We start from the raw sequence: 24,455 nt of genomic DNA on the forward strand, positions 1-24,455 counted from the left end.
TCACAGCACGCCGGTGGCCTTGGTGAGCAGCCAGATGCCGACCACCAGCAGGATCGCGCCCACGGCGACCGTCAGGCCGAACTGGCCCCAGGTGGCGCGGCCGGTGTGGATCTCCGAGTAGCGCGTGTAGGCGTGATAGCAGACACCGACGAACATCGATGCGACCACCAGCAGCGCGATCAGCAGCACGATGTCGTAGCCGTAGTTCTGCAAGGTCTGCAGGATGCCGCTGCCCTGGCCGCGCGAAGGGTCCTCCATGGTCGGCAGGCCCTGCGCGAAGGCCGACAGCGGCAGGCCTGCGAGCGCCAGCGGCAGCAGCGGTGCGGCGATGCGGGACGAAATGCGATGGGGTGTCGGTGGCATGTTCATGGCGTATGGCCTTTCGTGACGGTCAGGAGAGGAGGAAGAAGGTCAGCACCAGGTACATCGCCACGAAGCGCACGACGACGGCGAGGAACTGACGTTCAGTGATGCGGTGCTCGGCCCAGCCGACGTAGGCGGTGCGCATGGCCCACACGCCCCACAGCAGCAACACGGCGAACACGAAGCCCAGCACCACGGCAGAGACGGCCGAAGGCGCAAAGCCGCCGTTGGCCTGGAAGGCGGCGACCTGATCGGCAGAGGGCGTCATGGCGACGGCTCCTCGTCGTCGGCGCGGTCGCGGTGGACGTAATCGCCGGCCAGCGGGACGGGATCGCGCGGCTGGGCGCGCTGGGGCACGAGGTAGTCCTGCAAGCCGGCGCGAACGCGCTTCAGGTCGGCGCGCAGTCGGGCGTAGTCGAAGTGGTAGCGGGCGCGTTCCTGCGGAGCGGTATTGGCGGCGTGCTCGGCGAGGCGGTCGATCAGGTCGAGTTGGCGGGCGAGCGCGGTGAGCTGCTCACGCTCCATGGCGACGCCGTCGGCGGCGACGGCAGGCTGCAGGGCCGAGAACGACACGGCCAACAGCACGGCCAGCGAAGGCCATGCGGATGCGCGGCGTTTGGTCTGTCCCATCGTGCCATTCCCCGTTGAAGCGGATGGCCAGATGCTGTGGCGCGCTCTCGCTTTGCGCCGCAGGGAATGGGAACTCCGGCATGACCGGATTCCCGGGGCGAGCTGGCGATCAACCGTGCAATGCTCCCGGGATTGCGGAGTTGGCCAGCGCCTACCGCAGCTTGGTAGAATTGGCTAAACTTGGCAATCGTAATCTACGAAAGGCCAGATCGGATGGTTTCCGGATGACTGAAGTCGAGAGCGAGATCCTCACGCTTGAGGAGGTCGCGGCCTACCTCAAAGCCGGGAAACGGACGGTCTATCGCCTTGCCCAGAAAGGCGAGATTCCGGCGTTCAAGCTTGGAGGTACCTGGCGCTTCCGCCGCTCGGAGCTGGATCGGTGGATCGCCGAAAGCATCAGCAAGAAGAAGCCGGAGGCAGAGTGAGCGTGCACCAAATCGGCAACCGAATCACGTTCGGGAAAGAACCAAGGGGAGGATTGCTGGCGTGCCAGTTCCCATAATTGATCTTTTTGCTGGCCCAGGAGGGCTCGGGGAAGGATTTGCTTCCCTGCAGGGCCACAAGCGGCAGCCATTCTTCGAGATCGCCCTTTCCATTGAAAAGGATGCTGTCGCACATCGCACGCTGACGCTCAGGGCAGTGTTCAGGCGTTTGCGTGGCACCAAGGACGTCAAGCACTACTACAGCTACATACGGGGCGAGATCGATGAGGCCGCTTTCCGCAGGATCCCTGCCGTGGCCAGCGCCTTCGAGCATGCTGCCGCCGAGGCGAGGTGCCTGGAGCTTGGCAAGTCCGACGAAGCCAGTATCGACAGGGAAATTCGTGCTGCACTGAAGGGGCAGGAAACCTGGGTGCTGATCGGCGGCCCGCCCTGCCAGGCGTATTCGCTGGCGGGGCGCTCCAGACGCGCCAACGACAAGGACTTTCACAAGGATGAAAAGCACTTCCTCTACAGGGAGTACCTGAGAATCATCCAGGTGCACAAGCCCACCATCTTCGTGATGGAGAATGTCAAGGGTCTGCTTTCCTCAAAGCACTCCGGCGACCCGATGTTCGAGAAGATCATTGCGGATCTTTCGATGCCGACCGAGGGGCTCGAATATGAGATCCGATCCTTCACCAAGAAGGGCGACGGCAGTTCGCTGGAACCCACCGACTACCTTATCCATTCTGAGCGCCATGGGATCCCGCAAAGCAGGCATCGCGTGATTCTGCTCGGAGTGAGAAAGGGGCTGGACATGCCTCAACACCAGTTGCTGGCACCAGTAGCAAGGCCTGTCACGGTCAAACAGGCCATTGACGATCTTCCCCGAATCCGCAGCAAGCTGTCGCGTGGCGATTCAGTGGAGGCATGGCGCAAGGCTGTTCAGGCTGCCCCCTCTTACGTCAAGGGATGGAGGACAGAAAACGAGTCCGTCATGATCGGGACAATGCGTGCCTTTGCCGCTGCGGCAACCAGCACCACGACCGGTGGCGCCTTCATTTCACGAGGCTATAGAAGGCCGAAGAAGCCGACCGAGCTTCAGCAATGGCTTCACGACCGAAGCCTGGGTGGTGTCTGTCAGCATGAAGCGCGCGCGCACATGGCATCCGATCTTGCTCGCTATCTTTTCTCGGCCAGCTTCGCTCATTTATGGGGATATTGCCCACGGCTGGATGTGTTCCCTCCCAAGCTGCTTCCCGATCACATCAATGTGCATGTCGATCGGGAATCCGAAGCGATCCCGTTCAAGGATCGGTTCCGCGTGCAGTGCAGGAACGAACCGTCCACCACGGTGGTGGCTCACATTGCCAAGGACGGGCACTACTACATCCACTACGACCCCTCCCAATGCAGAAGTCTCACGGTCAGGGAAGCAGCACGGCTCCAGACGTTTCCCGACAACTACGTCTTCGCGGGCAACCGCACGGAGCAGTACACCCAGGTCGGCAATGCGGTGCCTCCGTTGCTTGCCCACAAACTGGCCAAGATCGTTCGTAGTCTTCTGAACGAGATGAGCAGGAGGAGGCGGAGGCAGGCTGGTGATGCCGTACAGAAGAGGCCGGCGGGAAGCGTGCCGCGAAACCTGCCAGAACAGCTTCCGGTGCTTGCCGAAGCGGGCTAGTCAATGCTCTGACCAATCACCAGGACATCTTCATCGCCATGCAGCCACTCCTCAACCGCTTGCGCAGTCTCCTCGACCGAGTGCTTCAAGGCGCACTCCCAGACGACCGCCACGCGCCAGCCGAGAGCATGGAGCATCTCCGCATGGCGCCTGTCGCGAGCGACATTTCCCTGGAATTTCTGCCGCCAGAAATCTTCATTGGTCCTGGGAGTGGTTGTGTAGCGGCAGCCTTCATGTCGGTGCCAGAAGCAGCCATGGACGAACACCACTGCTCTGCGCTTCGGGAACACAAGGTCGGGGGAGCCGGGCAGCCCCCGCACATGAAGTCGATATCGAAAACCCCTGGCGAAAAGGAGGGAGCGAAGTATCCGTTCCGGCCGGGTGTTCTTTCCGCGAATGCTCGACATCATGCGGCTGCGCTGCGGAGTGGTAGGAACGCGCATGGTCTTGAGCATCTTCCGCCTGAATGTCTGCAGAAATGGCAGCTCCGCGCTTCCGCTTGGCAATGCGAACGGATGAAGACGACACCCGAAGCAGCAATTCGGAGCTTACCATGCACGTGACTCACGAGAAGACGCAAGAGGAAGCCGATGGCTCGTGATCGCAGTCATCCGCCGAGCGCGGCCTGCCTTTCCGAATCGATGCGGGACCTTGGGTACTCGCTCGAAACTGCGATTGCCGATCTGATCGACAACAGCATTTCCGCTGGCGCGGACACCATCGACATCATTTGCGATGTGTCCGGTGAGCATCCTGTGATGGTCATCCTCGACAACGGCAGGGGGATGACGGAAGACGAGCTGCTCGATGCGATGCGTCATGGGACCGGCAACCCCAGGCAGCATCGGTCGCCGAAGGATCTTGGGCGCTTCGGCCTTGGCCTGAAGACAGCCTCGTTTTCCCAATGTCGCTCGCTGACCGTTGTGAGCACGCGCGATGGAACTGTCTGCGGAGCCGAATGGAATCTGGATCGCATCGATGCTGCCGACGACTGGATTCTTTCCATCCTGGACGATGCGGACATCCATGGGTTGCCTTATGTCGAACGGCTCGGCGCCCGGGGCACGGCCGTTATCTGGCGAGAGCTCGACCGATTGATGGAGGACGAGGCCGGGGATCGTCGAGACGAGATCGTCAATGAGAAGCTTGAGGCGGTGGGCAGACATCTGTCACTTGTCTTCCACCGGTTTCTCTCGGGTGAGATCAAGGGACATGCCAGGATTTCTCTCACCGTCAATGGTCGTCCGATTACGGCATTCGACCCCTTCTGCAGGAAGAATCCTGCCACCCAGGTGCTTCCGGAGGAGATCGTCCGCATCGGCGAGGCCGAGGTGCGCCTGCAGCCTTACGTGCTTCCACACCACAGTCGTCTGTCCGCGTCCGAGTACGACTACTACCAGGATCGCAGTGACTTCATCTCCAATCAGGGGGGCTACGTCTATCGAAACGGCCGCCTGATGGCCTGGGGCGACTGGTTCAGACTCGTGCCGAAGGGTGAGGCCACCAAGTTGGCGCGGGTACAGATCGACTTTCCCAACAGTCTGGACGAAGCCTGGACCATCGACATCAAGAAATCGCGTGCCCGCCCGCCGCATGCGGTGCGGGAGCGCCTGCGTCAGATCATCAACAGGATCACTGCCCGCAGCGTGACGGTGCATCGGGGACGCGGGCAGAGGCTTTTTCAGGAAAGCCAGGCCCCGTTCTGGGAGCGCTACGCCGATCACGGCGGCATCCGTTTCGCAATCAACGAGCAGCACCCGCTCATCGCATCCCTGGGCACAAGACTCTCGCCCGAGAATGCGGATCTGCTTCGTGTCCTGCTGGATTCGATTGCCGCCTCCCTGCCGGTGGAGATGATCTATTCCGATTACTCGACCCATCCGCGCGAGTTCAACCAGAGGGCGGTGGATGAAAGTCAGACTTTGGAGCGCCTGAAGAGTCTCAGGAAGGTGCTCTACGGCGACGGGCCGGGCGATCCGAATGCCTTTCTCCAGATCGTGCGCTCGACGCACCTTTTCGATGGCCAGATCGAACTGGCCGAAAAATTCATCAGCGAGACCTTTGCATGAGCCTCACAGTCATCACGGAAGAACGGAACATCGCCAACGCGCTCATCTCGGGCCTTGCCAACATGGCCGAGACGCCGACGCGCGAGCAGGTGGAGGAGAAGGCGAGACAGATCGCCGCGATCTTCGGCTATACGGGTGATCTCCGCAATATCGTCACCGAGGCGATGATCTCGGTCGACACGCGCATGGGTGCCGGTGTTTCGCTGGTGGATGTCACTGCGAAGCATGATGATCAGTGGGTCCACAAGCGTGAGGATGTCGCCTGGACCTATGCGGAATCCTATGGAAACTTTCTTCTCAAGGAAGGTTGGCCACCGCAGATGGTCCAGTCGCTGAGCGATGTGACGACCCGCATTCTCGGCCACCTGCAGGACCCGTTGAGCGAGGGCACAACTTGGAACCGTCGCGGACTTGTCATCGGTCATGTGCAGTCGGGCAAGACGGCCAACTACACCGGCCTGATAGCACGCGCCGCCGACGCTGGCTACAAGTTCATCATCGTCGTCGCCGGCATTCACAACAATCTGCGCAAGCAGACGCAGCAGCGCATCGATGAGGCTTTCATCGGCCGATCCAGCGATCCCGAGGATCGTCGCAACATCGGTGTCGGCCTCGCGCCGGGCTATCCGCATCCGGCCACCCTCACCAACATCAACGAGGACTTCAACAAGAACACGGCGGAAAAGAGCGGCTGGAAGATCAACGACTTCAGCAAGCCGATCATTCTGGTCATCAAGAAGAACGTCACGACGCTCACGGCTCTTCACAAGTGGCTGAAGGAGCTGAACGCCGAGGGCGATGGCCGGATTTCCGACGTGCCGATGCTGCTGATTGACGACGAGGCCGACAACGCGTCGATCAACACGAACAAGGAGGATCTGGATCCGACCCGAACGAATGCGATGATCCGGCGCATCCTCGGGCTGTTCGCGAAATCGTGCTATGTCGGCTACACGGCGACACCGTTCGCCAACATCTTCATCAACCCCGACGCCTATGGCGATGATGTGCGTGAGGAGCTGTTCCCGCGCGACTTCATCTATTGCCTGGACGCGCCAACGACGTACTTCGGTGCCGAGAAGGTGTTCCTCGACGAGGCGACCAGTCAATCGATCGTGAGGCCGATCGACGATTGCGAGGATCTCATCCCGTACGCCCACAAGCGTGACGATCCCGTCCACGAGTTGCCCCCCAGCCTCTATCGCGCACTCGACGAATTCATCGTCGCCCGCGCCATCCGGAACCTGCGTGGGCAGACCAGCAAGCATTGCTCAATGATGGTCAATGTGTCGCGCTTCGTGCCCGTTCAGAAGGCCGTGCGTGACTTCCTGAGTCTCAGGGAGAAGAAGATCAGGGAAGCGGTTCTCGCCAACTACGCGATGCCGGAAGAGGTTTCCTCAAGAAACGCGTACATGCAGGGCCTGAAGCATGCCTTCGATGCCGAGTATGCCGATGCTGGGTTTACCTGGGCGGAAGTGAAGACTGCCCTCAGCGGCGTCTTCGAGCACCTCCACCTCTATGTCATCAACAGCAAGAGTGACGAGGTGCTCGACTACGCCCGCTACGCGAAGGAAGGAGTCGGGTTGACCGCGGTCGCGGTCGGTGGTCTGAGCCTCTCCCGAGGCTTGACCATCGAGGGGTTGACCGTCAGCTACATGTACCGCAATACGAAGATGTACGACACCCTCATGCAGATGGGCCGCTGGTTCGGCTACCGGCCGGGCTTCGAGGACCTCTGCCGCGTCCATCTCTCGCGCGACTCGATCAACTGGTACTCCCACATCGCCGATGCCGCCGAAGAGCTTGTACAGCAGGTCAAGCGCATGCGGCGCGATCGCCTCAGCCCGAAGGATTTTGGCCTGTACGTCCGCTCGCATCCGGACAGCCTGCTGATCACGGCGGCGAACAAGATGCGATCGGGCCAGGAGGTCACGGTCGAGCAGAGTTTCAGTGGACGACTGCGGGAGAGCTACATTGTCTCCACCGACCCTGACGTGAATGCCAGGAACCTTGCGCTGATCGGCGATCACTGGCGAAGTGGATTCGGCGGGCGACCGGAGGAGTCCACCGAAAAGGGCGTCATCTTCAGGGACGTGCCTGTCGAGGTGATCGACGACTTCCTCACCCGGTTCGAATGCCATTCGACCTTTGCCGGACAGAAGTCGGACGTGGTGAGCTATCTCGAACGGATTGCGACGAAGCGCCCGCTGGCCGATGTTCTGCTGATTTCCCCTTCGGGTGGCTCAGGCGGTGAAAACCCGTTCACCCTGAGGAATCAGGTGCGCGTCGTCGGGAAGGATCAGCCGAACGGCACTTCGTGGCGCCTGAACAAGGACAGGGTTGCCTCGCGTGGCGACGAGAAGCTCGGGCTCAGCGACGTACAACGCAATGAGGCCAGGACGCTGGCTGGCGGCGAAGATGGCTCAGGAGCGGTATCCGACACACATTACCGTATGGTCCGGAACAAGCCGCTCCTCATGATTCACAGCCTGGAGCCCAAGGGCGAGGCCGTGACGGGACCGATCGCCGCCTTCGGCGTCAGTTTTCCCTACGGGGACTATTCGACGACCATCAATGTCGTCGTGAACAAGGTCTGGCTCCAGCAGATGCAGGGTTACGCCGACGATCCTGACGAGGAGGATGACTACGATGCCTGAGTCCTCTCCGTGGGATGACATCGCCGTTCCGGGAGCGGACTTCAATGTCCGCCAGGTTGCGGTGGGAACGGCCGTGCCCTGTTTCTGGGGACGCGATGCCAGTGGCGCCTGCCTGTTCATCGTGGAGCTTCAGGGCGACCACGCAGCCCAGTACCGGAAGAACGCGGTCACGGTGAACGGCATCGATGTCGATCTTCGTGCCGGAGATCAGGGACAGCAGCACTTGGTCCTCGCCCTTGAAAGGCAGGTCGACCGCGATCTCTTCGAAGGACTGTGCCGCACCCTTGCATCCTCGCTGGAGCACGCCACCGACTCGGCGAGTTCTCTCGCGATCTCTCTGGCACACATCCGCCGTTGGAAGACCTTCCTGTCAGGCCGGAGTCAGCACCTGTCCATCGAGGAAGTCCGCGGTCTCTTCGCCGAAATCGTCTTTCTGACGGAACTGATCGATCGGCAGATGTCGAGCAGTGACGCCGTCGAGGCCTGGCTCGGTCCGGAACGATCACATCAGGATTTCATCTTTGGCAACACAGCCGTCGAGGTCAAATCGCTCTCTGGCGCAGAGCGGAGCAGCGTCCGCATTTCATCGGAAGACCAGCTCGAATCCCTGAACGATGCGCTGTTCCTGCGCGTGTACCGGCTGAGCAGTCTGGCCGACGCGGCAGGAGCTCGATCGCTCAACGAGATCGTCACTGCAGTCCAGGCACGGCTCGGCGAGGCGGACGCCGTCGAGGCCTTTGACCGGAAGCTGGTTGCGCACGGCTACGCGCCGCTCCCTGACTACGATGAGCCTCGCTTTGTCGTCAGCGACGTGCGCAGCTATCGTGTTGGTGACGGATTTCCGCGTCTGATGCGGTCGCAACTGCCGCCAGGGATTGCCAACGTGGCCTACGACATCAGGCTGGAAACGATTGCTCCGTACAAGTGTGACGAAGCATCCATCTTCGGGGAGGATTGATGGAGCAGACCGACGAAGAGTTCTTCCACGACTTCCGACAGGAACTTTTGGCGGGCGCCGAGGCCAATGGCAGCTTCCAGCTCTCCGAATTCATGGAGGCCATCGCGAACGACCTTGTCGAGACAGGCTTCACGGAAGGGTTCGAACTCTGCCATTTCCGGGCGCAGCGTGGTATGCGCGTGGACGGCTACTGGTTCAATGACGAAGGAGTTCTGGACCTCTTCATCGCGGACTTCGACTCCCGAAACGAGCTAGCATCGCTCACCAGAACGGAAGTGGCCGCGGCATTCAAGCGTGTTGCCAACTTCTTCGAGGCCAGCGCCAACAAGGGCCTGGCCGGCGAACTGGAGGTCACATCGCCGGAGTACGGCCTTGCCAGGCAGATTGCGGATCGCAAGGACGCCATTCGGCAGGTCAACCTGGTTCTCTTCTCCGAGCGCACGCTCAGCGAGAAAATCCAGGCCCTTCCCGATACGGAAGTGGCAGGTGTTCCGGTTGCTCACCACATCTGGGACATCTCACGACTTCATCGTCAGCGAAGCTCCCGCAGCCACAAGGAGCCACTCGACCTCGACTTCGAGCAGATGTTCGGCAAGGGCATCGCCTGCCTTCCCGCACACCTGGGGACCGATGCCTATCAATCCTATCTCATGGTCATGCCTGCCGAGGTGCTGGCGACCCTGTACGAAAGATTCGGAGCGCGGTTGCTTGAGCAGAACGTCCGTACGTTCCTGCAGGCGCGCGGCAATGTGAACCAGGGAATAAGGGCGACGATCCTGAACGAACCTGGGATGTTCTTTGCCTACAACAACGGGATTACGGCTACTGCACAGAGTGTCGAGACAGGGATGACGGATTCCGGTCTGGCGATCACGAGGGTTGTCGATCTCCAGATCGTCAATGGTGGCCAGACCACGGCATCGCTGTTCCACACACGGAAGCGGGACAAGGCCGATCTTTCCCAGATATTCGTCCAGTTGAAGCTGTCCGTCATCGACAGCCTGCAGAGCGAAACGGTCGTTCCAAGGATATCGGAGTATGCGAACACCCAGAATCGGGTGAATGCCGCCGACTTCTTCTCGAACCACCCGTTCCATGTGCGGATGGAAGGGTTTTCCCGACGGATCTGGGCACCCGCGCAGAAGGGCGCCCCGCGCGAGACGAGGTGGTTCTATGAGCGCGCGCGCGGCCAGTATGCCGATGCACAGTCGAAGCTCACACCCGCGGAGCAGCGTCGCTTCAAGGCGGAGCATCCCAAGCCACAGATGTTCACGAAGACGGACCTCGCGAAGTTCGAGAATGTCTGGGATGACCACCCCAGGTGGGTGAATCTTGGCTCCCAGAAGAACTTTGCGCGCTACGCCGCCCGAATCGGCAGCGAGTGGGAGAAATCATCCGACGCGTTCAACGAGTTCTATTTCAAGAGGGCTGTCGCACGTGGTCTGATCTTCCGCGCCACGGAGCGCATCGTTTCTGCGCAGCCTTGGTACAACGGCGGGTACCGAGCAAACATCGTGGCCTACACGCTGGCGGTACTCGGTGACATCACGAAGCGCAGGAAGGAGAGCATCGACTTTCTGGGCATCTGGAATGCACAGAAGGTCGATCCGGTGCTCGAAAGTGCCATCGCTGTCGTGTCGGGGGTCGTGAACGACGACATCATCAGACCACCGCAAGGCATTTCCAACATTTCCGAGTGGTGCAAGAAGGAGGCGTGCTGGACGAGGATACAGGCTCGTACCGACGCCATTGCCAATCTCCTCCCGCCCGAGTTCTACGATCGACTTGTTCCGCAGGATGATCAGGCAGCGATCGTGAAGACTGCGAAGCAGACGCAGAGGATCGACAACGGCATCGAGGCGCAGCGAAAAGTGCTGGCTGTTCCCGCTGCGGAATGGGCTCGCATCCATCAGTCGCTGCTTGAGAAGGATCTGCTCACGCCGAAGGAAGACGGCGTGCTTAGGGTCGCCATGCAGATTCCCTCCAAGCTCCCGACAGAAAAGCAGAGTGTGGTGTTGCTGGATATTCTCGACAAGGGGCGTCTCGAAGGCGTGGTTGTGAGCGAACCCTGAGCGCCCAAGATTGGCGGTCACAAGTTCTTGAAGCGCCCCGCCGAGAAGTTCGATTCGGACACCGAGCGGCGCTTTGCCATCATCCTGGAGCGCGACGGAGGAACAAGAAATGCAGAAACCCGCCGCACAGCAAAAGACCGTCCTGGAAACGATTCTGGACTGGTCAAAGGATCGTCCACTCTGGCAGCGTGACGCCCTGCGCCGCATCATCGCAAACGGCCGTCTGACGGACGCCGATATCGGCGAACTCGTGGACCTTTGCAAACAGGGCAAAGGTGCCCCCGTAGGCGCGCTGAAAGCGGTACCGCTGGAGAAGGCCCACCTTCCGGCCAACCCCGGTCAGACCGCCGCGGTATCGCTTCTGTCGATCGCCGACGTGACCGGCGTGAACAACCTTGCCGCCGGTCAGACCCTCGGCTTCGAGCCGAATGGAATAACGATCATCTACGGCGACAACGGTGCGGGCAAGTCCGGCTACGCACGCATCCTGAAGCGCGCATGTCGTGCAAGGCATGCCGGAAAAATCGAACCCAATGTGTATGCCGATCAGCCCCCGAAGCGCGTCGGCGCGAACATCGCGTACGGGGTCGGCGGTGTGCCGCAGCCGGTCGAGCAGTGGCAGAACGGCGCAAATCCGCATGCAACGCTGTCTGCAGTGAGCGTGTTCGATAGCGACTGCGCCTCCGTGCATATCCGCGAGAAGAACGAAGTTGCATTCCGGCCCTTTGGTCTGGACGTACCGGATGAGCTTGCTGCAGCCTGTCAGGCGGTGAAGGATGCCCTCGCAGCTGAACAGAAGCAGCTTGAGAAGGCCCGCAATCCGATCTTTGCGGCGCCGACCTGGAAGGCCACCACGGCCGTGGGGAAGACGCTTGCCGCGCTGAACGCCAATACTGACGCAAAGAAGATCGAAACCCTGGCGGCGCTCTCGGCAGACGAAAGCGCCCGTCTTGAGCGTCTGCGGGCAGACCTGTCGAAGAATCCGACCAAGGCAGCGGCGGAACAGACCGTCAAAGCCGACAACGTCATGCGGCTGATTACCGCGGTGAACAGCGTTGTAGCCAGAACCACCGATGAGGAACTGCTGGCAGCCGCTGCCCTCGCCAGGGACGCACGGTCGAAACGGGACGCCGCACGTCTTGCCGCGGAGAAGGCCTTCACGGGGGAACCCCTTGCCGGCGTCGGCGGCGAGACATGGCGGGCGCTTTGGGATTCCGCCCGACGCTACTCGACGGAGATCGCATACCCCGGACAGCCGTTTCCGCCGTCGGCCGAAGACGCGCATTGCATGCTTTGCCAGCAGCCATTGGAAGCTGAGGCACGTGCACGGATGGCACGCTTCGAGGACTTCATCCAGAAGGATACGGAACAGTTGGCACGCGAGGCAGAGAAGGCAGCTCAGACCGCACGGCAGACCATAGCTGTCGGGGCAATCGGCACGCGGGCGGTGAAGGCCAGTCTTGACGAGCTGGGCCTCCAGAATGAAGCGCTGCAGCAGCAGACGCGCCGCTTCATCGCCGCAGCCCGGCTGCGGCGCCACGTTCTGCTCAAAGCCCTGGGCGGAAACGGCGAGCTACAGCTTCCGCCCGTTCCACCGTCGCCGCTGCCTGATCTCGGCCAGCTTCAGACCACGATCCGCAACTACGCCGCCGAGCTGCGCAAGTCCGCTGACGCGGATGAACGCAAGAAGCTCGAAGCCGATTTCGCCGAGCTGAGCGACCGGGCGCTGCTCGCCGGCATGCTGCCGGTCGTCACTGACGAAATCCAGCGGCTGAAGACAATCCAGTTTCTGACCGAGTGTGCGGGCGACACGGCGACGAACACCATCACCAAGATGGGCAACGACATTGCCGACACCGTGATTACGCCTCGGCTGCGCGACAGATTTCAGGAAGAGATTGTCAGGCTTGCGGCCTCCAAGGTTCGCGTCGAAATCGTGCGCTCCGGCGGCAAGTACGGCTCACCGCAATATCAGGTACGCCTCTTCGCCAAGCCGGATGCCAAGGTCCACGAAATCCTGAGCGAAGGGGAAAAGACCTGCGTGGCGCTGGCCGCCTTCATGACCGAGCTTGCCACCGCGATGCACCGCTCTGCTCTGGTCTTCGATGACCCGGTGTCCTCGTTGGACCATCGCTGGCGTGGGCGGGTGGCCAAGCGTCTCGTGGAAGAAGCGGAGAACCGTCAGGTCATCGTCTTCACGCATGATCTGGTGTTCGTGAACGATCTGAATGACCACGCGACGAAGACCGGGCGGGCAGTGCGGCTTACGACGCTCAGTCGTGGCGCCGCGGGAGCCGGTATGGTGGCCGACGGCCTGCCCTGGAAGGCCCAGAGCGTCGAAGATCGCATCGACAAGTTGGAGAAGGCAGCGCGTGCGGCAAAGCTGCTGCATGACAACAACCAGGAAGACGAGTACGCGGTCGAGGTGGCAAAGCTCTACAACGCGCTGCGCGCCACATGGGAGCGCGGCCTGGAGGACATCGCTTTCGTCCGCGTTATTCAACGCCACAGGGACTACATCAACGCCAAGGACCTGAAGAAGGTCAGTGCGCTCACCGAGGCTGACTGCGATGCTTTCGCCGCCGGATTCAAGAAGTGCTGCGACATTGTTGACGCACACGATCCATCCAGCGGCAGGAATGCCGCGCCGCCACCACCTGCTGATCTCTTTCAGGACATTCAGGCTTTGAAGGACTGGGCCGCGTCTCTGCGAGACAGGCAAAAGAAGATTGCTTGAAACGTATTTGCCATGGCTTCGTTCATCTGACCTGGCGCAGGGCAGCTACAGATACTTCTTGAACGTCGCCGCCGCAATGCACACCGCCACGCCGAGCAACGCGGCGCTGGGCAGCAGGATCAGCAGCGGGTTCACGCTGACCGGCAGTGCCAGGTAAGTCACCCACGGCAGCACGGCCAGCGGGATCAGGCTGGCCCTGGCGCGGTGATAGATGAACCCCGACTCGCGTCCCGCGCCGAAGCGGCGGATGTCCCGGCGCACCAGCCCGTCCACGAGTCCGACGAAGGCGGCCATCAGGAACAGCGGCAGGGTCAGGCAAAGCACCAGCAGCCGCACGAGGAAGACCAGCGTCGTGTAGGCCGCCGCGATCAGGTAGCTCTCCACGTTCACGTAGACCAAGCCAAGGTAGTAGTGGAAATCCCTGGTCGGGCGATGGCTGCCGGCGCTGGCCTGCGCCGAGGCGTCGCGTATCCAGTCCAGCAGACCGCTTTTCACGAACAGCCAGTCGTAGCCCTGCTCGACCAGCCGGTGCGCGGTGCGCCCCGGCTCCTGCACCAGCGCGCTGCGGGTGAAATGCGTGGAGAGCTGATCCAGCTCGTAGTGCAGCATGCCCTGCGCGTGGCGCCAGCCCTGCTCGGGCCAGAAGAAGTGCATGCCGACGCATTCGATCAGGATGCACAGCAGCAGCGCGCCGCACAGCACGCCGAAGAAGCGGAACGGCAGCGTGACCAGGCTGGCGATCAGGCCCTGCTGTCGTTGCTGCTGGCGCTGTGCCGCGACGGCCGGATCGCTCATGCTTCGGCCTCTTCAGCCGCGGCCATCTGCTTGAAGTCGTCCAGCAGGTCGTCGGGCAGCGCCTTGTCCTGCAGGCCGGGGATGCCTTGGTTCTCCCACCAGTCTCCTGCCTCGACGTAGTGCTGTCGCATGTAGCCGGCCAGCTCCTGCAGATCCTTCGGCATGGCTTCGTCGGGGTCGGGTGCCGGCAGCGGCATGCGGACTTTCCAGAGGTTGCCGCCCTCGGTCAGCGCGAAGCACTGCCCCTTGGGCAGCGCCACCACATGCGCCGGCTCGATCAACGGCACGCTGTTGCTGCTGATGCGGTCCTGGGTGTTGGACGTGAACGCGGTATTGCCGTGCGGATCGGAGCTGTCGGTGGCGCCGCTCATCAGCGCCGTGGCGTACACCTCGACCTTGGGCAGTTGTCGCGTCAGCAGCTCGGCGGTGGCGGTCTCGCGCACGCGCAGCATGAACAGGTTGTTGAAGTTGCCGACCACCTGGCCGGCCTTGGCACGATTGCCGATGCGGGCCTCGATGTCGCTCAAGGTCTGCGTGTAGGCCGTCACCTGCACGCCGGCACCGCCGCCCTTGTTGACCATCGGAATGAACTCGTCGCCCATGAGTTCGTTGAATTCGTCGGCGTGGACGTTGATCGGAATCTTGGTGCCCGCCGCGGCGCCGGGTAGCCCGTCGTCGATGCCGAACTTGTAGATGTGGCCGGCGACCGAGACCAGATCGCTGAACATCGAGTTGCCCACCGCCGCCGCGACTTCGGCGTCGGACAGCGCATCCAGCCCCACGTAGACCACCGCGCGTTTGCGGATGACCTGCATCCAGTCGAAGATCGGTCGCGGGTCGGACAGGTCGGAATAGTTCGGTGCGAGCAGTTGCGCGATCTTGCCGGTGGTGAGCTTCTCCAGCAGCGGCAGCAGCGAAGCGACGATCTTGTCGAAGTAGGTCCGGTCGTAGCGCACGGCGCTGCGCAGGCCGTCGAGCACCGGGTCATAGATGCGCACTTGGGACAGGTACTGTTCGAGGGCCACCACGCGCTTCTCGCGCCCGATCATGTTGCGCGGGATGTTCTTCTCGTTCAGCTTCGCTTCGAGCTGGACGATGACCTCCCAGGCCTTCGGCTCGTTCTTGGCGAAGTAGTGCTGGGCGTACTCGATGAACAGCGCGTCGATGTTGATGACGTGGCGCTGGATCAGCAGGTAGTCCGGCCGCTGCCCCAGCTCGACCAGGGCGCGCGCGATGATGTTGACGAAGCGCCAGGCGAATTCGCGGAACGCGGCGCTGTTGCCTTCGCCCGAGAGCTGTCCGGCGATGCGCGTGGCCACCTCGGAGATCCGCCCGAACCGGCCGACGGCGTTGTAGCGCGCCGAGATGTCCGGCCAGCCCAGATGGAACACGTAGAACTCGCCTTCGCGCCCGGCGCGCTTGGCCTCGACGTACATGCGCTTCAACAGGTCCGCATCGCCCTTGGGGTCGAAGACGATCACTACCTCGTGCTCGCCGCGGACCTTGCGGCGGATGTCCTGGGTGATGAACAACTCGGCCAGCCGCGTCTTGCCCACGCGCGTGGTGCCCAGCACCAGGGTGTGGCCGACACGCTCGCCCAGCGGCAGGGTGACGTCGACCTCGTGCGGCTCGATGCCATGCAGGCGCGGCAGTCCGCCGACCGGCGGCAGCGGCCGCGCCGGGTTGAGCGGGCTGTCCCAGGCCAGCGCGCGCGCCAGCGTCGAGACGGGAAACGGCGCGAACTCAAGCCGCTCCTCCAGCCGCCGGGCGGCCCGGTAGGTCGCCGTCGGCTCGACATAGCGGCGGAACTCCGGCCGGTAGGTCTGCATCAGCCGGTGCGTGTGCCGCTGCTCCCAGCGAAAGCCCCGGCCGACGAACAGCCGTTGCTGACTCACCGGCACGTCGCGACTTGTCATCACGTAGCGCGGCAGGCGGCGGATGTTGCGGCGATAGCGCAGGATCGCCCAGGCATCGCGCAGGCGAATCGCGCCGAAGGTCAGGAAGGCCAGCGCCGAGCCCAGGCCGAGCAGCGGGTTCAGCGCGAGCGACCACGGTGCCACCAGGCACAGAATCGCGGCGCCGGTGCAGACCGCCACGGTATAAAGCTCCACCGCTGGCCGCAGCAAGACCTCGACCGCATGCGGTTGGGCCATTTGCGCACCTACTGCTCGACACCGGTGGCCGTGATGAGCACCGGGTAGTGGCGCAGGCCCAGGCGCTGGGCCAGGTCATCGCCGGAGGCCGGCGACAGGATCAGGCCGGGCGCCAGCCTGCGCAGCGCCGTCAGCGCAGCCATCGACTCCACGTTGACCACCAGGCCCACGGCCTGCAGCTCTCGCAGCGCCGCCTGCCGCTGCCGCAGCCAGGCGCGCGACCGCTCGTCGTCGCCGATCAGGAACAGCGCCGTCAGGCCCGGCGCCCGGATGACGCGGCGCTGCACCTCGCCCGGCGACAGTTGCGCCGAGCGCACCGGCAGCATGGCGGCTTCGGCGTCGGCTGCGTTACCCACGCGAGGGGCCGGCATCGGGGCCGGCGGTGTGGCCTGATCCGGCTGAGGATTCAGCGACCGGTAGTACGGCAGCGCGGAGTCGCCGCCGCGGTCTTCGACGACGATCAACGGCGCGGAGGCGGTCTGCGCGAAGACGGTGGTCGTGGGCAGCAGCCCGATGGCGGCGATAAGGACGATGTGGTTCATGGCGTGGTGGCCTGGAGGGTTGGAACGGGAACGCCGGCGTCGAGCACGCGGGTCAGGTGCCGATGCACACTGCGCCGGTAGCGCGCCGCGGGTGCTCCGCCGGCGGGCCGGTGATAGCGGCCGATGGCAAGCAGCCAGTCCTCGCCCGGCGTGTGCTGTTCGCGCAGGATTTCCGCAGCGATGGCGAGGTTGCGGTACGGGTCCAGCAGCTCGCAGGGCTGCGTGTAGCGATGCGTGTGGTAGCCGAGATTGACCTGGCCGAGGCCGGCGTCGATGCGATTGGCCGGCGTGTGGGCGAGCGCACGGTGCAGCCCCGCGCAGGCCTCGACGCGGGTGGCGTAGCGCTGTGGCGAGCCAGCGACGTTGAGCGTCCACGGCCAGGGGATCAGGCGCCCGCGCAGCATGGCGCCGCTCTCCTGCAAGGCCACCGCGTACAGCACGGCCGCCGGCACGTCTGCACGATGCGCCGCCAGTTGATAGGCCGGCGGCGGCACTTCCCGCGCCAGGGCGGCCAGCGCCCAGCCGCCGGTGGTGAGCAGCATGGCGCTGGCGCAGCGGATGGCGATGCGGGACGGCCGACGCTCCCGGCCCGGAGCACCTATTGCCGCTGCCATTGGCCGTTCACCTCGCGCACCACGGCTGGCAGCTCGCCGGGCAGGCCCAGCGACAGCCAGCGCCCGGCATCGTGGTTGAGCGTGATGGTGCGGGCGCGCACCCTGGCCGGGTCGATGCCCGCCTGGGTGGCCCACTGCCGGATGCGCGCGTCGTCCTGACGGCTGCCGACCATGTAGAGATCGAAGGCCGTGCCGGCCGCCTGCAACTGCTGCACGCGCTGCGCGCACGGTGCGCAGTCGGCCTTGACGAAGACCGCCAGGCGCCCGGAGCCGGTGTTGCCGGCACCCTGCGCCTTGGCGCCGGGCAGGCTCACGCGCGGCTGGCCGGGAAACAGGCGCTGCCACGCCGCGTCGTAGGCCCGCTGGTAGGCCAGCGTCTTGCCGACGCGCTGGGCCTCGGCCTGCACCTGCAACTCCGCGTAGCGCCTGCGCTCCTCGTCGCTGCGGGCCTCGATGCCGAGCGCCGTGAGCGGATCGAGCTGGGGCGAATAGACCCCGAGCGGCCCCTGCATCAGTTGCCGGTAACGCGCCCACTCCTCGGAGCGAAGCCCCCACTCCCGCGCCTGCCTCTCGTCGAGCGCGGCATCAGCGCCCGGCTGCACTTGAGCGGGCACCATGCGCGAGTTCGTCACCGGGGCCGGTTGGGCGGATGCGCCGAAAGTGGCGAACAGGACGACGGCAGCGAGCAACGGCCGCAGGTTCATGGCGACCTCCTACGGCACCGCAACGCGCTGCGTCTGGCCGTTCACCTGGAACACGCCCGCCTGCGCCTCGATGGACTGCAGTTGCCAGCCGCCCTCGGCGTCGCCCTCGCGCAGCAGCCGGGCGCCCGCGAGCGAGGCCGCGGCGGTGGAGGTGATCGACAGAAAGCGCTCGCCTCCCCGCAGCTCCACGCCGAGCACCCGGAACGGCGGCTCCGGCACCTTGGGCTTCGTCGCAACCGGAGTGCGCGGGCGAGCGGCGGATGCCACCTGCCGGGTTTTCTCCAGGCGGGTTTCGATTGCGTTCACGCGCGCCAGCAGCGTCTGCAGGTCGACGGCCAAGGCCCTCGCCTCATCGGCCTCTTCGAGGCGCGTCATCCGTTCGTCCAGCGCCTGCCGCGCGTTGGCGAATTCGGCCTGGCTGATCGGCACCGGCCGGCGCTTGTCCGCATTGGCCTGGTGTTCGAGATCGGCCACGCGCAGGCCCAGCGCCTTGACCTGCGCATCCTGTGCGGTGCTCTGGGTCTGTTCGGCGAGCCGCGACAAGCCGACGCTGTTGATGAGTGCCACGGCACTGATGAGCAGCAGCCAGAAGGCCGCGGCGATCTTGAACCAGCGCGTGCGGGAATTGCGCTCGGATGGCGCCTGGGGAAAGGTCATGGCTGCATCTCCTCGGGCCGGTCGGCGTCCGGCACGGGCGTGGCGGTGCCGGGCGGGTTGGCGGAAAGGAAGGTGGGAGCACCGTGCCGGCTGAAGCAGACCTGGCGGGTCAAGTCATCGACCGACAGCTCCCAGGCGGGGCCGGCAAGGGTCAGCAAGGCATCGCGCAGCATCAGCGGGCCCAGGCGCAGGTGCGCGGCAGGCAGCGGCAGCGCGTAGAGCGTAGCGGCCTCGGCCGCATCGCAGAGCCGGTAGCCCGAGCGCAGCAACACATGGCGCATGGCATCGCCCACGCTGGCATCGAGCATGGGCGGAATCGAGACCTCCACCGCCTGCTGCAAGAGATCACGCTGCGCAGGTTCCGGCACCAGCTCGACCAGGGTGTAGCGGCCGTAGCGGGCCACCGGAACGAAACCCGGCTCCGGCGCGACGGCGGTTGGCGATGCGGCCGGCACCGCTGGCGCAGACGGCGCAGCGGTCGTGGCGCAGCCGGCGGCCAACAGGCTGCCGGCCAGCAAGCCAGCGACGAGGGCCAGGCGGTGAACAGCGCGGATGGATGGTTGCATGGAGGGCGCTTCCCTGGAACACGGAGCGCTCACCATCGCCGCCGCTTGGCCTGCGGGCAGCAAACAAAACGCACTGGCGCCCGCCCGAATACATGGCGGGGCGGCGCCATGGACTGCCATACGCCCAAGAAAAACGGCCCCGAAGGGCCGTGGAAAGAAGCCGGCGACCCCGAGGGGCCGCCGGCATGGGCACATGGATCAGACCGTGACAAGCTGCCGCGCCAGTGCGACCTCGACGGAATCACCATCCTGGTTCAGAACATCCAGGCCCGACTCGGGTACGTCTCCCGACGTGCTTTGCGAGACCATGATCTTCCTGGCCATCAACCCCAGGCAGGTCATCTGCGAGGAGTTGGCGTAGCCGAGGTAGATCACGCGCACCGGCTGCTTCTGGCCGATGCGCCATGAGCGCCGGGCGGCCTGCTGCAACGAATACACGTTGTAGCCGGACTGGAGGAACACGATGGTCGGGAACTCCAGCAAGTCCAGGCCGGTTTTCACCAGCTCGGGATTGGTGATGAGCACGTCGATGCCGCGGTCCAACTGCTCGGCGATCCAGTCTTCGCGGCGGGAGGCATCCACGCTCGCGCGCAGTACCGCCACCTTGAAGCCTTCCTGCTCCAGCAGCACCTTCAAACGCGACGTGGTGTCGCGCGTGCCGGTGTAGACCGAATAGACCAGGGTCTTGCGCCCTTCTGCCTTCTCCTGCTTGCAGATCTCGATCAGCTCGCGTTCCTTGGGCATCACCTCCAGCTCGTTGAACTGAGCCGGAACGAACGCCAAGGTGTTGCGCGTGCGCGGATGCACCACGGTTTCCGACCGGAAGCAGCAGTCCGGCCAGGCCAGCAGCACGTTGAGGACTACACCGAGCAGCGTCGTGTCGCGCTTCGCCAGGGCCTGCTTCAGCTCCTGGGTCAGCCGACCCGCCAGATCGCGGTAGGCCGCGGCCTGCGCCGTGTCCATCGCGACTTCGCGGAACTCCTCGTCGTAGGGCGGCAGCACGTTGCCACCGATGTCCTTCAACTTGAGGAAGACCGTGAACGGCAGGACGCAACGCAGCACGCCCTTCGGACCGAAGCCCGGCGCCTTGACCGTGCGCACCGATACCTTGGTGCCCTTGGCCGTCTTGTGCGCCGTGCCAGTGCTCTCGGAATAGATGTCCTTCAAGACACCGTGATCGCGCATGAACGCCATCGCGGCCGACGTCATGCTGCCGCTCTTCGTCGGCCGGTAGCCGTCTTCGATCATCCGCCCCGGCAGGGCTCGGAACAGCAGGTGGAACAGGTCGTCGCCGTAGCCGCCCATCAGCGTGCCGGTGAGCAGCAGCGTCTTGCGCGCCTTGGCCGACAACACCCCCATGGCCTGGCCCTGTGCGGAACCGCCGTTCTTGTACTCATGCGCCTCGTCGGCGATGAGCAGGTCGAACGTGCCTTGGGGAAGCTGCCTCTTGATGAACTCGGACGGCTGGTAGCCGCCCTCGCCGAAGCCGAACTCCATGTTGGCCATCGCACGTTCCATGCGATGGGCTTGCCGGTCCGAGAAGACCAGCTCGCCGTTGCCATCCATCAGGTTGATGAACTCGTGGATGTTGTCCCCGAGCATCGACGCGAGGAAGGCGTCACCGAACTTTTGCATCAGCTTCTGCGCGGTGACTTCCCCGATGGTTGGAATACGCTTCAGTGCCTTGAGCACGGTCGAGGACTGGTCGCTGGCGGACAGGCCTCTCGGACGGATCAACGACCACAGCGGTGCACGGCAGTGGCTGCACTTGCGGCGGGACTCCTCGGCTTCGAGTTCGACCGGGTTGATCGGCTCGCCGTCGAGGTCGGTGATGACATGCCCGCAATCTGGGCAGGCCCCCACGTCGCCGTGAGGCGTGCGCCGGCGAACGAAGACAGGTTTCCAGTGGAACCCCATCCGCATCCGCACGCGGCCCAGGACGAAGAACTCCTGGCCCTGCGCCGGCACGCCCAACTGCTCGCGCAGTTTCAGCAGCTTGACCAGCGTGTCCGGGCCATTGAGCACCCAGACCTTGGCGCCGGCCACCGTCTCCTGGATTTCGCGCCGCCACTTGTAGACCAGGTGCGGCGGAGACAGAACCAAGGTACGGCGGTAGCCTTCGGCATTGAGTACGGCGGCGGTGGCAATACCCACCGTCGTCTTGCCGCAGCCCATCTCGCCATTGACGATCGCGGCGCGTTCGCCACGATCGACCAACAGCTCGGTGACGGCATGGACCACATCGGCTTGCGCCGGGAACAGCTTGCGCTTGAGCGCGGCGAGGATCAGTTGCCGATGCACCCGCACCTGGCCGGTGTAGACCGGAGGATTGGCGCGGTTGAGCGAATCGAGCAGTTCGTCGCCGAACTCCGATACGAAGTCCTGCAGGCTGAGCGTGAGGGGTGAAGCGGCCGCTTCGAGCAGGTCGCCCTGCACAGGCGCGTCATCAGCGGTAGAGGGAACGGTTTCGAGAACGATGGACATGGTGATGCTCCAAAGAAATGGGGCATGTACCTCCCCCACGGGGCGGTGACATGCCCCGGGGTGGGAAGAATGAAGCGGCGCGAGACCGCTGGATGCGGATCAGTATTCGCTGGGCAGCAGCAGCGTCGTGACGCTGCGATCCCATTCGGTGATGATCCAGAGCTTCAGGTCGCGCGTGACCTGGTAGGACGAGAACAGACGATCCTCGCCGGACTTCAGCGCGGCGTCGTTCTGCCGCCGATCGCTGTCGCTCAGGTCGCCCCATTCGCCATGAAGATGGCGGCGCAGGTACGGCGTGGGGTTGAGCCGGCCTTGTCGGACCAGCTCGTCGACGCCGGCGGTCATGACCACCTGCCCGGGCGAAAAGCGTGCTTGGGACGCGAGGTTGAGGACTGCGAGTGCCATGGTGGTATCTCCTTCTGGAAGATGGGGCCACGGCACCCCATCGGGGCAACGTGACCCCGGTGGGTGGATGAAAGCGACGGTGAACCGTCAGGGAACAGCGATCAGCGGATAGTCAGCACTTCGCCCCACGTGGGCGAGCCCAGCGTCAAGTCCCATGCACGAATGACCGGCACGAACTTGTCGGTGAGGATGCGCGTCTCGGCCACGGAGCCGTCGTCGCGCTCGGTGTACTCCGTCTGGAGGGTCTTCTCCTTGTGGGTATCACCTTTGACGACGAGCACGCGCCCGCTCTTGGACGTCACCACGCCGGAGATCGCGCCTGCGGCCAAGGCCAGGGCGAGATGCCAGTGCGACAAGGCCCGCGCGGGCGGACGCAGCGATTGCTGCGCGGCGCCCAGGTGGGTATCGAGCGCCGGCCAGAGTCCTTGCAGCCGGCCGACTTCATCGGCGAACTGCTCGGGCTCCATCGTCACGCGATAGAAGTGCTCCGGCTCGGCCGGGCTGGCAGGGACGGTGTACGGCAGGAACGGCCATTCGAGCGGCAGCTCCTCGGCTTCGGCGTCGCCCTGTCCGATCTGCAGCAGCAGACCGCGGGTGGCCTTGACCGAATCCGATGCCTGGTCGCGTTGACGAATCCTGCGACCGAAGATCACCACCTGCTTGAACTGCGTTTCGACCGCACGGTAGATGCGCAGGTCGGCAAAGTGGCGCGTCAGCCATCCGACCAGCTCGGCGTCGAGCACGTAGGACGGCACGACGAAGATCAGCACGCCGCCGTACTGCAGCAGCGGCAGCGCGCGCTGATAGAACAGCTTTTCCAGCCGCGCACGGCCCTGGCCCTGATAGCCGATGTTGCCGTTCACGTCCTTGCTCAGGTCGCCATACGGCGGGTTCAGCCACAACAGCCCGAAGGACTGGCGCGAGATCAGCATGTCCATCAAGTCGCCGTGGATGCAGCGATCGACCAGTTGCCGTGCGTGACGGGCCCGCTCGGCGTCGTACTCGACGGCGAAGGCCTGGACCTGCTCGCGCCCGAGGGCGTGGGCCGCTTCGGCAATCGCCACGCCTTCGCCGGCGCAGGGATCGAGGATGGACATGGAGCCGGGAGACGGCGCCAGTGCGGACAAGGCCCGCTCCAGCGTCGGCTCGTCGGTGGGGAAGTAGCCGTTACGGATGAAATTGCGCGCCAGGCGCGGAAACATGAGTGCCATGGATTTCTCCTGATGATGGATGAGGGAAGGCGGGCACGCGCGGCGCGCATGCCCGTGGGGATGGCTCACGCCACACGCCGAAGCGGTGCGTTCGCGGCCAGTTCGTACTGCGTGGCACCGAGGGTGCCGTTGCGGATCAGCTCGCCCAGCGCCTTCGTCAGTGCCGGGACATCGAGGGCCAGCCGATGGCCTTCCAGCGGCCCGAGGGCCAAGGGAAGACCGGTCAGCATCCGCCGTGTCTGCAACAGCTCCAGCACGGTGTCGCGCCAGTGGTCGAGCAGTGGCAGCGGGCAGGTGTCCTGCACCAGCGTCCACAGCCGGTCGAGCCGGTGAGCGGAATCCCTGGGCAGAAGCGCCAGCGCGCTGGCGTTGGCCTTGTCTGGCTTCACGCAGCGACGATCGAACAGCCACACATTCGTCAGCGAACCGAACAGCGTTCGCCGATAGGCGCGGGTGATGCGCTTTTCCAGGTTCTCGACGTTGCCGACGAAGACCGGGATGGATGCGCCCTGCTCGGTGATGACGTGGAACTGATCCAGTCCCTGTTCATCCCGGCCGAGGGTCAGGCGGGCGAGGAACTCCTGAACGGCGGTGTCGCGCGCCCAGATCGAGAGAAAGACGAGATTGCCCTGCTCGTCACCGACGCAACCGTCGGCCATGAGGTCGGGGCATTCGTCGATGCGGTACAGCGGTTTCGCGGAAGAAGGTGCAGGCATGGTGATGTCCTCTTGG

The 24,455-nt window shown here is 64.1% G+C and carries 22 protein-coding genes; 7 read left to right on the plus strand and 15 right to left on the minus strand.

Annotation, left to right across the window (positions count from 1 at the left end; translation table 11 throughout):
* Genes AC6LJ5_RS06285 through AC6LJ5_RS06295 form a run of 3 tightly spaced genes read right to left on the minus strand, consistent with a single transcriptional unit; the run spans position 1 to position 993 of the window.
* A complete protein-coding gene (locus AC6LJ5_RS06285; protein WP_019484549.1) occupies positions 1 to 369 on the minus strand; it encodes a TIGR03745 family integrating conjugative element membrane protein in 369 nt (122 codons plus the stop codon).
* Positions 370 to 391: 22 nt separating this feature from the next.
* The gene (locus AC6LJ5_RS06290) at positions 392 to 631 is read right to left on the minus strand and encodes a TIGR03758 family integrating conjugative element protein (RefSeq protein WP_010792128.1); all 240 of its coding nucleotides are present in this window, start codon (positions 629 to 631) and stop codon (positions 392 to 394) included.
* On the minus strand, positions 628 to 993 hold the full coding sequence (locus tag AC6LJ5_RS06295) for an integrative conjugative element protein, RAQPRD family (RefSeq protein ID WP_019484548.1): 366 nt from the start codon (positions 991 to 993) through the stop codon (positions 628 to 630). Before AC6LJ5_RS06295 ends, AC6LJ5_RS06290 begins: the two co-directional genes overlap by 4 nt.
* Before the next feature lie 80 nt (positions 994 to 1,073).
* On the opposite strand from AC6LJ5_RS06295, the gene AC6LJ5_RS06300 reads away from it, so the two are divergent.
* Complete coding sequence (locus AC6LJ5_RS06300) at positions 1,074 to 1,418, plus strand: helix-turn-helix domain-containing protein (RefSeq protein ID WP_425328440.1); 345 nt, start codon at positions 1,074 to 1,076, stop codon at positions 1,416 to 1,418.
* 61 nt (positions 1,419 to 1,479) lie between these two features.
* Positions 1,480 to 3,099, plus strand: a complete 1,620-nt coding sequence (locus AC6LJ5_RS06305; RefSeq protein ID WP_019484547.1) for a DNA cytosine methyltransferase — start codon at positions 1,480 to 1,482, stop codon at positions 3,097 to 3,099.
* Here AC6LJ5_RS06305 and AC6LJ5_RS06310 read toward each other — a convergent pair.
* Positions 3,096 to 3,554, minus strand: a complete 459-nt coding sequence (locus AC6LJ5_RS06310; protein ID WP_009397211.1) for a very short patch repair endonuclease — start codon at positions 3,552 to 3,554, stop codon at positions 3,096 to 3,098. The two genes, AC6LJ5_RS06305 and AC6LJ5_RS06310, sit on opposite strands and share 4 nt — an antisense overlap.
* Positions 3,555 to 3,689: 135 nt before the next feature.
* Here AC6LJ5_RS06310 and AC6LJ5_RS06315 point away from each other — a divergent pair, with 135 nt between their 5' ends.
* The 5 genes from AC6LJ5_RS06315 (at position 3,690) to AC6LJ5_RS06335 (ending at position 13,592) form a co-directional block, all read left to right on the plus strand.
* Positions 3,690 to 5,168, plus strand: coding sequence for an ATP-binding protein (locus tag AC6LJ5_RS06315; RefSeq protein ID WP_019484546.1), 1,479 nt, complete (start codon positions 3,690 to 3,692; stop codon positions 5,166 to 5,168).
* The gene (locus AC6LJ5_RS06320; protein ID WP_498140069.1) at positions 5,165 to 7,825 is read left to right on the plus strand and encodes a Z1 domain-containing protein; all 2,661 of its coding nucleotides are present in this window, start codon (positions 5,165 to 5,167) and stop codon (positions 7,823 to 7,825) included. Before AC6LJ5_RS06315 ends, AC6LJ5_RS06320 begins: the two co-directional genes overlap by 4 nt.
* The gene (locus AC6LJ5_RS06325) at positions 7,818 to 8,783 is read left to right on the plus strand and encodes a PD-(D/E)XK motif protein (protein WP_019484544.1); all 966 of its coding nucleotides are present in this window, start codon (positions 7,818 to 7,820) and stop codon (positions 8,781 to 8,783) included. Before AC6LJ5_RS06320 ends, AC6LJ5_RS06325 begins: the two co-directional genes overlap by 8 nt.
* Positions 8,783 to 10,855 carry an AIPR family protein gene (locus tag AC6LJ5_RS06330; RefSeq protein WP_023101508.1) on the plus strand — a complete coding sequence of 691 codons (2,073 nt, stop codon included), beginning with the start codon at positions 8,783 to 8,785 and terminating at the stop codon, positions 10,853 to 10,855. The genes AC6LJ5_RS06325 and AC6LJ5_RS06330 overlap by 1 nt, the downstream gene beginning before the upstream one ends.
* A gap of 109 nt (positions 10,856 to 10,964) precedes the next feature.
* A complete protein-coding gene (locus AC6LJ5_RS06335) occupies positions 10,965 to 13,592 on the plus strand; it encodes an AAA family ATPase (RefSeq protein WP_019484542.1) in 2,628 nt (875 codons plus the stop codon).
* 45 nt (positions 13,593 to 13,637) lie between these two features.
* Here AC6LJ5_RS06335 and AC6LJ5_RS06340 read toward each other — a convergent pair whose 3' ends face one another.
* The 11 genes from AC6LJ5_RS06340 to AC6LJ5_RS06390 form a co-directional block, all read right to left on the minus strand.
* Positions 13,638 to 14,387, minus strand: a complete 750-nt coding sequence (locus AC6LJ5_RS06340) for a TIGR03747 family integrating conjugative element membrane protein (RefSeq protein ID WP_023083169.1) — start codon at positions 14,385 to 14,387, stop codon at positions 13,638 to 13,640.
* Entirely contained in the window at positions 14,384 to 16,540 is a 2,157-nt protein-coding gene (traD, locus tag AC6LJ5_RS06345) for a type IV conjugative transfer system coupling protein TraD (RefSeq protein ID WP_023083170.1), read from the minus strand. Before traD ends, AC6LJ5_RS06340 begins: the two co-directional genes overlap by 4 nt.
* A gap of 8 nt (positions 16,541 to 16,548) precedes the next feature.
* Positions 16,549 to 17,082, minus strand: coding sequence for an integrating conjugative element protein (locus tag AC6LJ5_RS06350; protein ID WP_023083171.1), 534 nt, complete (start codon positions 17,080 to 17,082; stop codon positions 16,549 to 16,551).
* On the minus strand, positions 17,079 to 17,696 hold the full coding sequence (locus AC6LJ5_RS06355; protein ID WP_023083172.1) for a lysozyme family protein: 618 nt from the start codon (positions 17,694 to 17,696) through the stop codon (positions 17,079 to 17,081). The genes AC6LJ5_RS06350 and AC6LJ5_RS06355 overlap by 4 nt, the downstream gene beginning before the upstream one ends.
* Entirely contained in the window at positions 17,681 to 18,400 is a 720-nt protein-coding gene (locus tag AC6LJ5_RS06360) for a TIGR03759 family integrating conjugative element protein (RefSeq protein WP_019485290.1), read from the minus strand. The genes AC6LJ5_RS06355 and AC6LJ5_RS06360 overlap by 16 nt, the downstream gene beginning before the upstream one ends.
* A gap of 9 nt (positions 18,401 to 18,409) precedes the next feature.
* Complete coding sequence (locus tag AC6LJ5_RS06365; protein ID WP_019484603.1) at positions 18,410 to 19,057, minus strand: hypothetical protein; 648 nt, start codon at positions 19,055 to 19,057, stop codon at positions 18,410 to 18,412.
* Entirely contained in the window at positions 19,054 to 19,623 is a 570-nt protein-coding gene (pilL2, locus tag AC6LJ5_RS06370; RefSeq protein WP_019484602.1) for a PFGI-1 class ICE element type IV pilus protein PilL2, read from the minus strand. Before pilL2 ends, AC6LJ5_RS06365 begins: the two co-directional genes overlap by 4 nt.
* A 198-nt stretch (positions 19,624 to 19,821) precedes the next feature.
* Complete coding sequence (locus AC6LJ5_RS06375; protein WP_023121155.1) at positions 19,822 to 22,107, minus strand: helicase-related protein; 2,286 nt, start codon at positions 22,105 to 22,107, stop codon at positions 19,822 to 19,824.
* A 99-nt stretch (positions 22,108 to 22,206) separates the two neighbouring features.
* Positions 22,207 to 22,512, minus strand: coding sequence for a hypothetical protein (locus AC6LJ5_RS06380; protein ID WP_016851994.1), 306 nt, complete (start codon positions 22,510 to 22,512; stop codon positions 22,207 to 22,209).
* A gap of 101 nt (positions 22,513 to 22,613) precedes the next feature.
* Positions 22,614 to 23,723, minus strand: coding sequence for a DUF6094 domain-containing protein (locus AC6LJ5_RS06385; protein WP_023101511.1), 1,110 nt, complete (start codon positions 23,721 to 23,723; stop codon positions 22,614 to 22,616).
* A 65-nt stretch (positions 23,724 to 23,788) separates the two neighbouring features.
* Positions 23,789 to 24,439: a hypothetical protein gene (locus tag AC6LJ5_RS06390; RefSeq protein WP_003141029.1), complete on the minus strand. Its 651-nt coding sequence runs from the start codon at positions 24,437 to 24,439 to the stop codon at positions 23,789 to 23,791.
* Positions 24,440 to 24,455 lie beyond the last annotated feature (16 nt).

The sequence above is a fragment of the Achromobacter sp. 1011791174 genome (genome assembly GCF_059760925.1).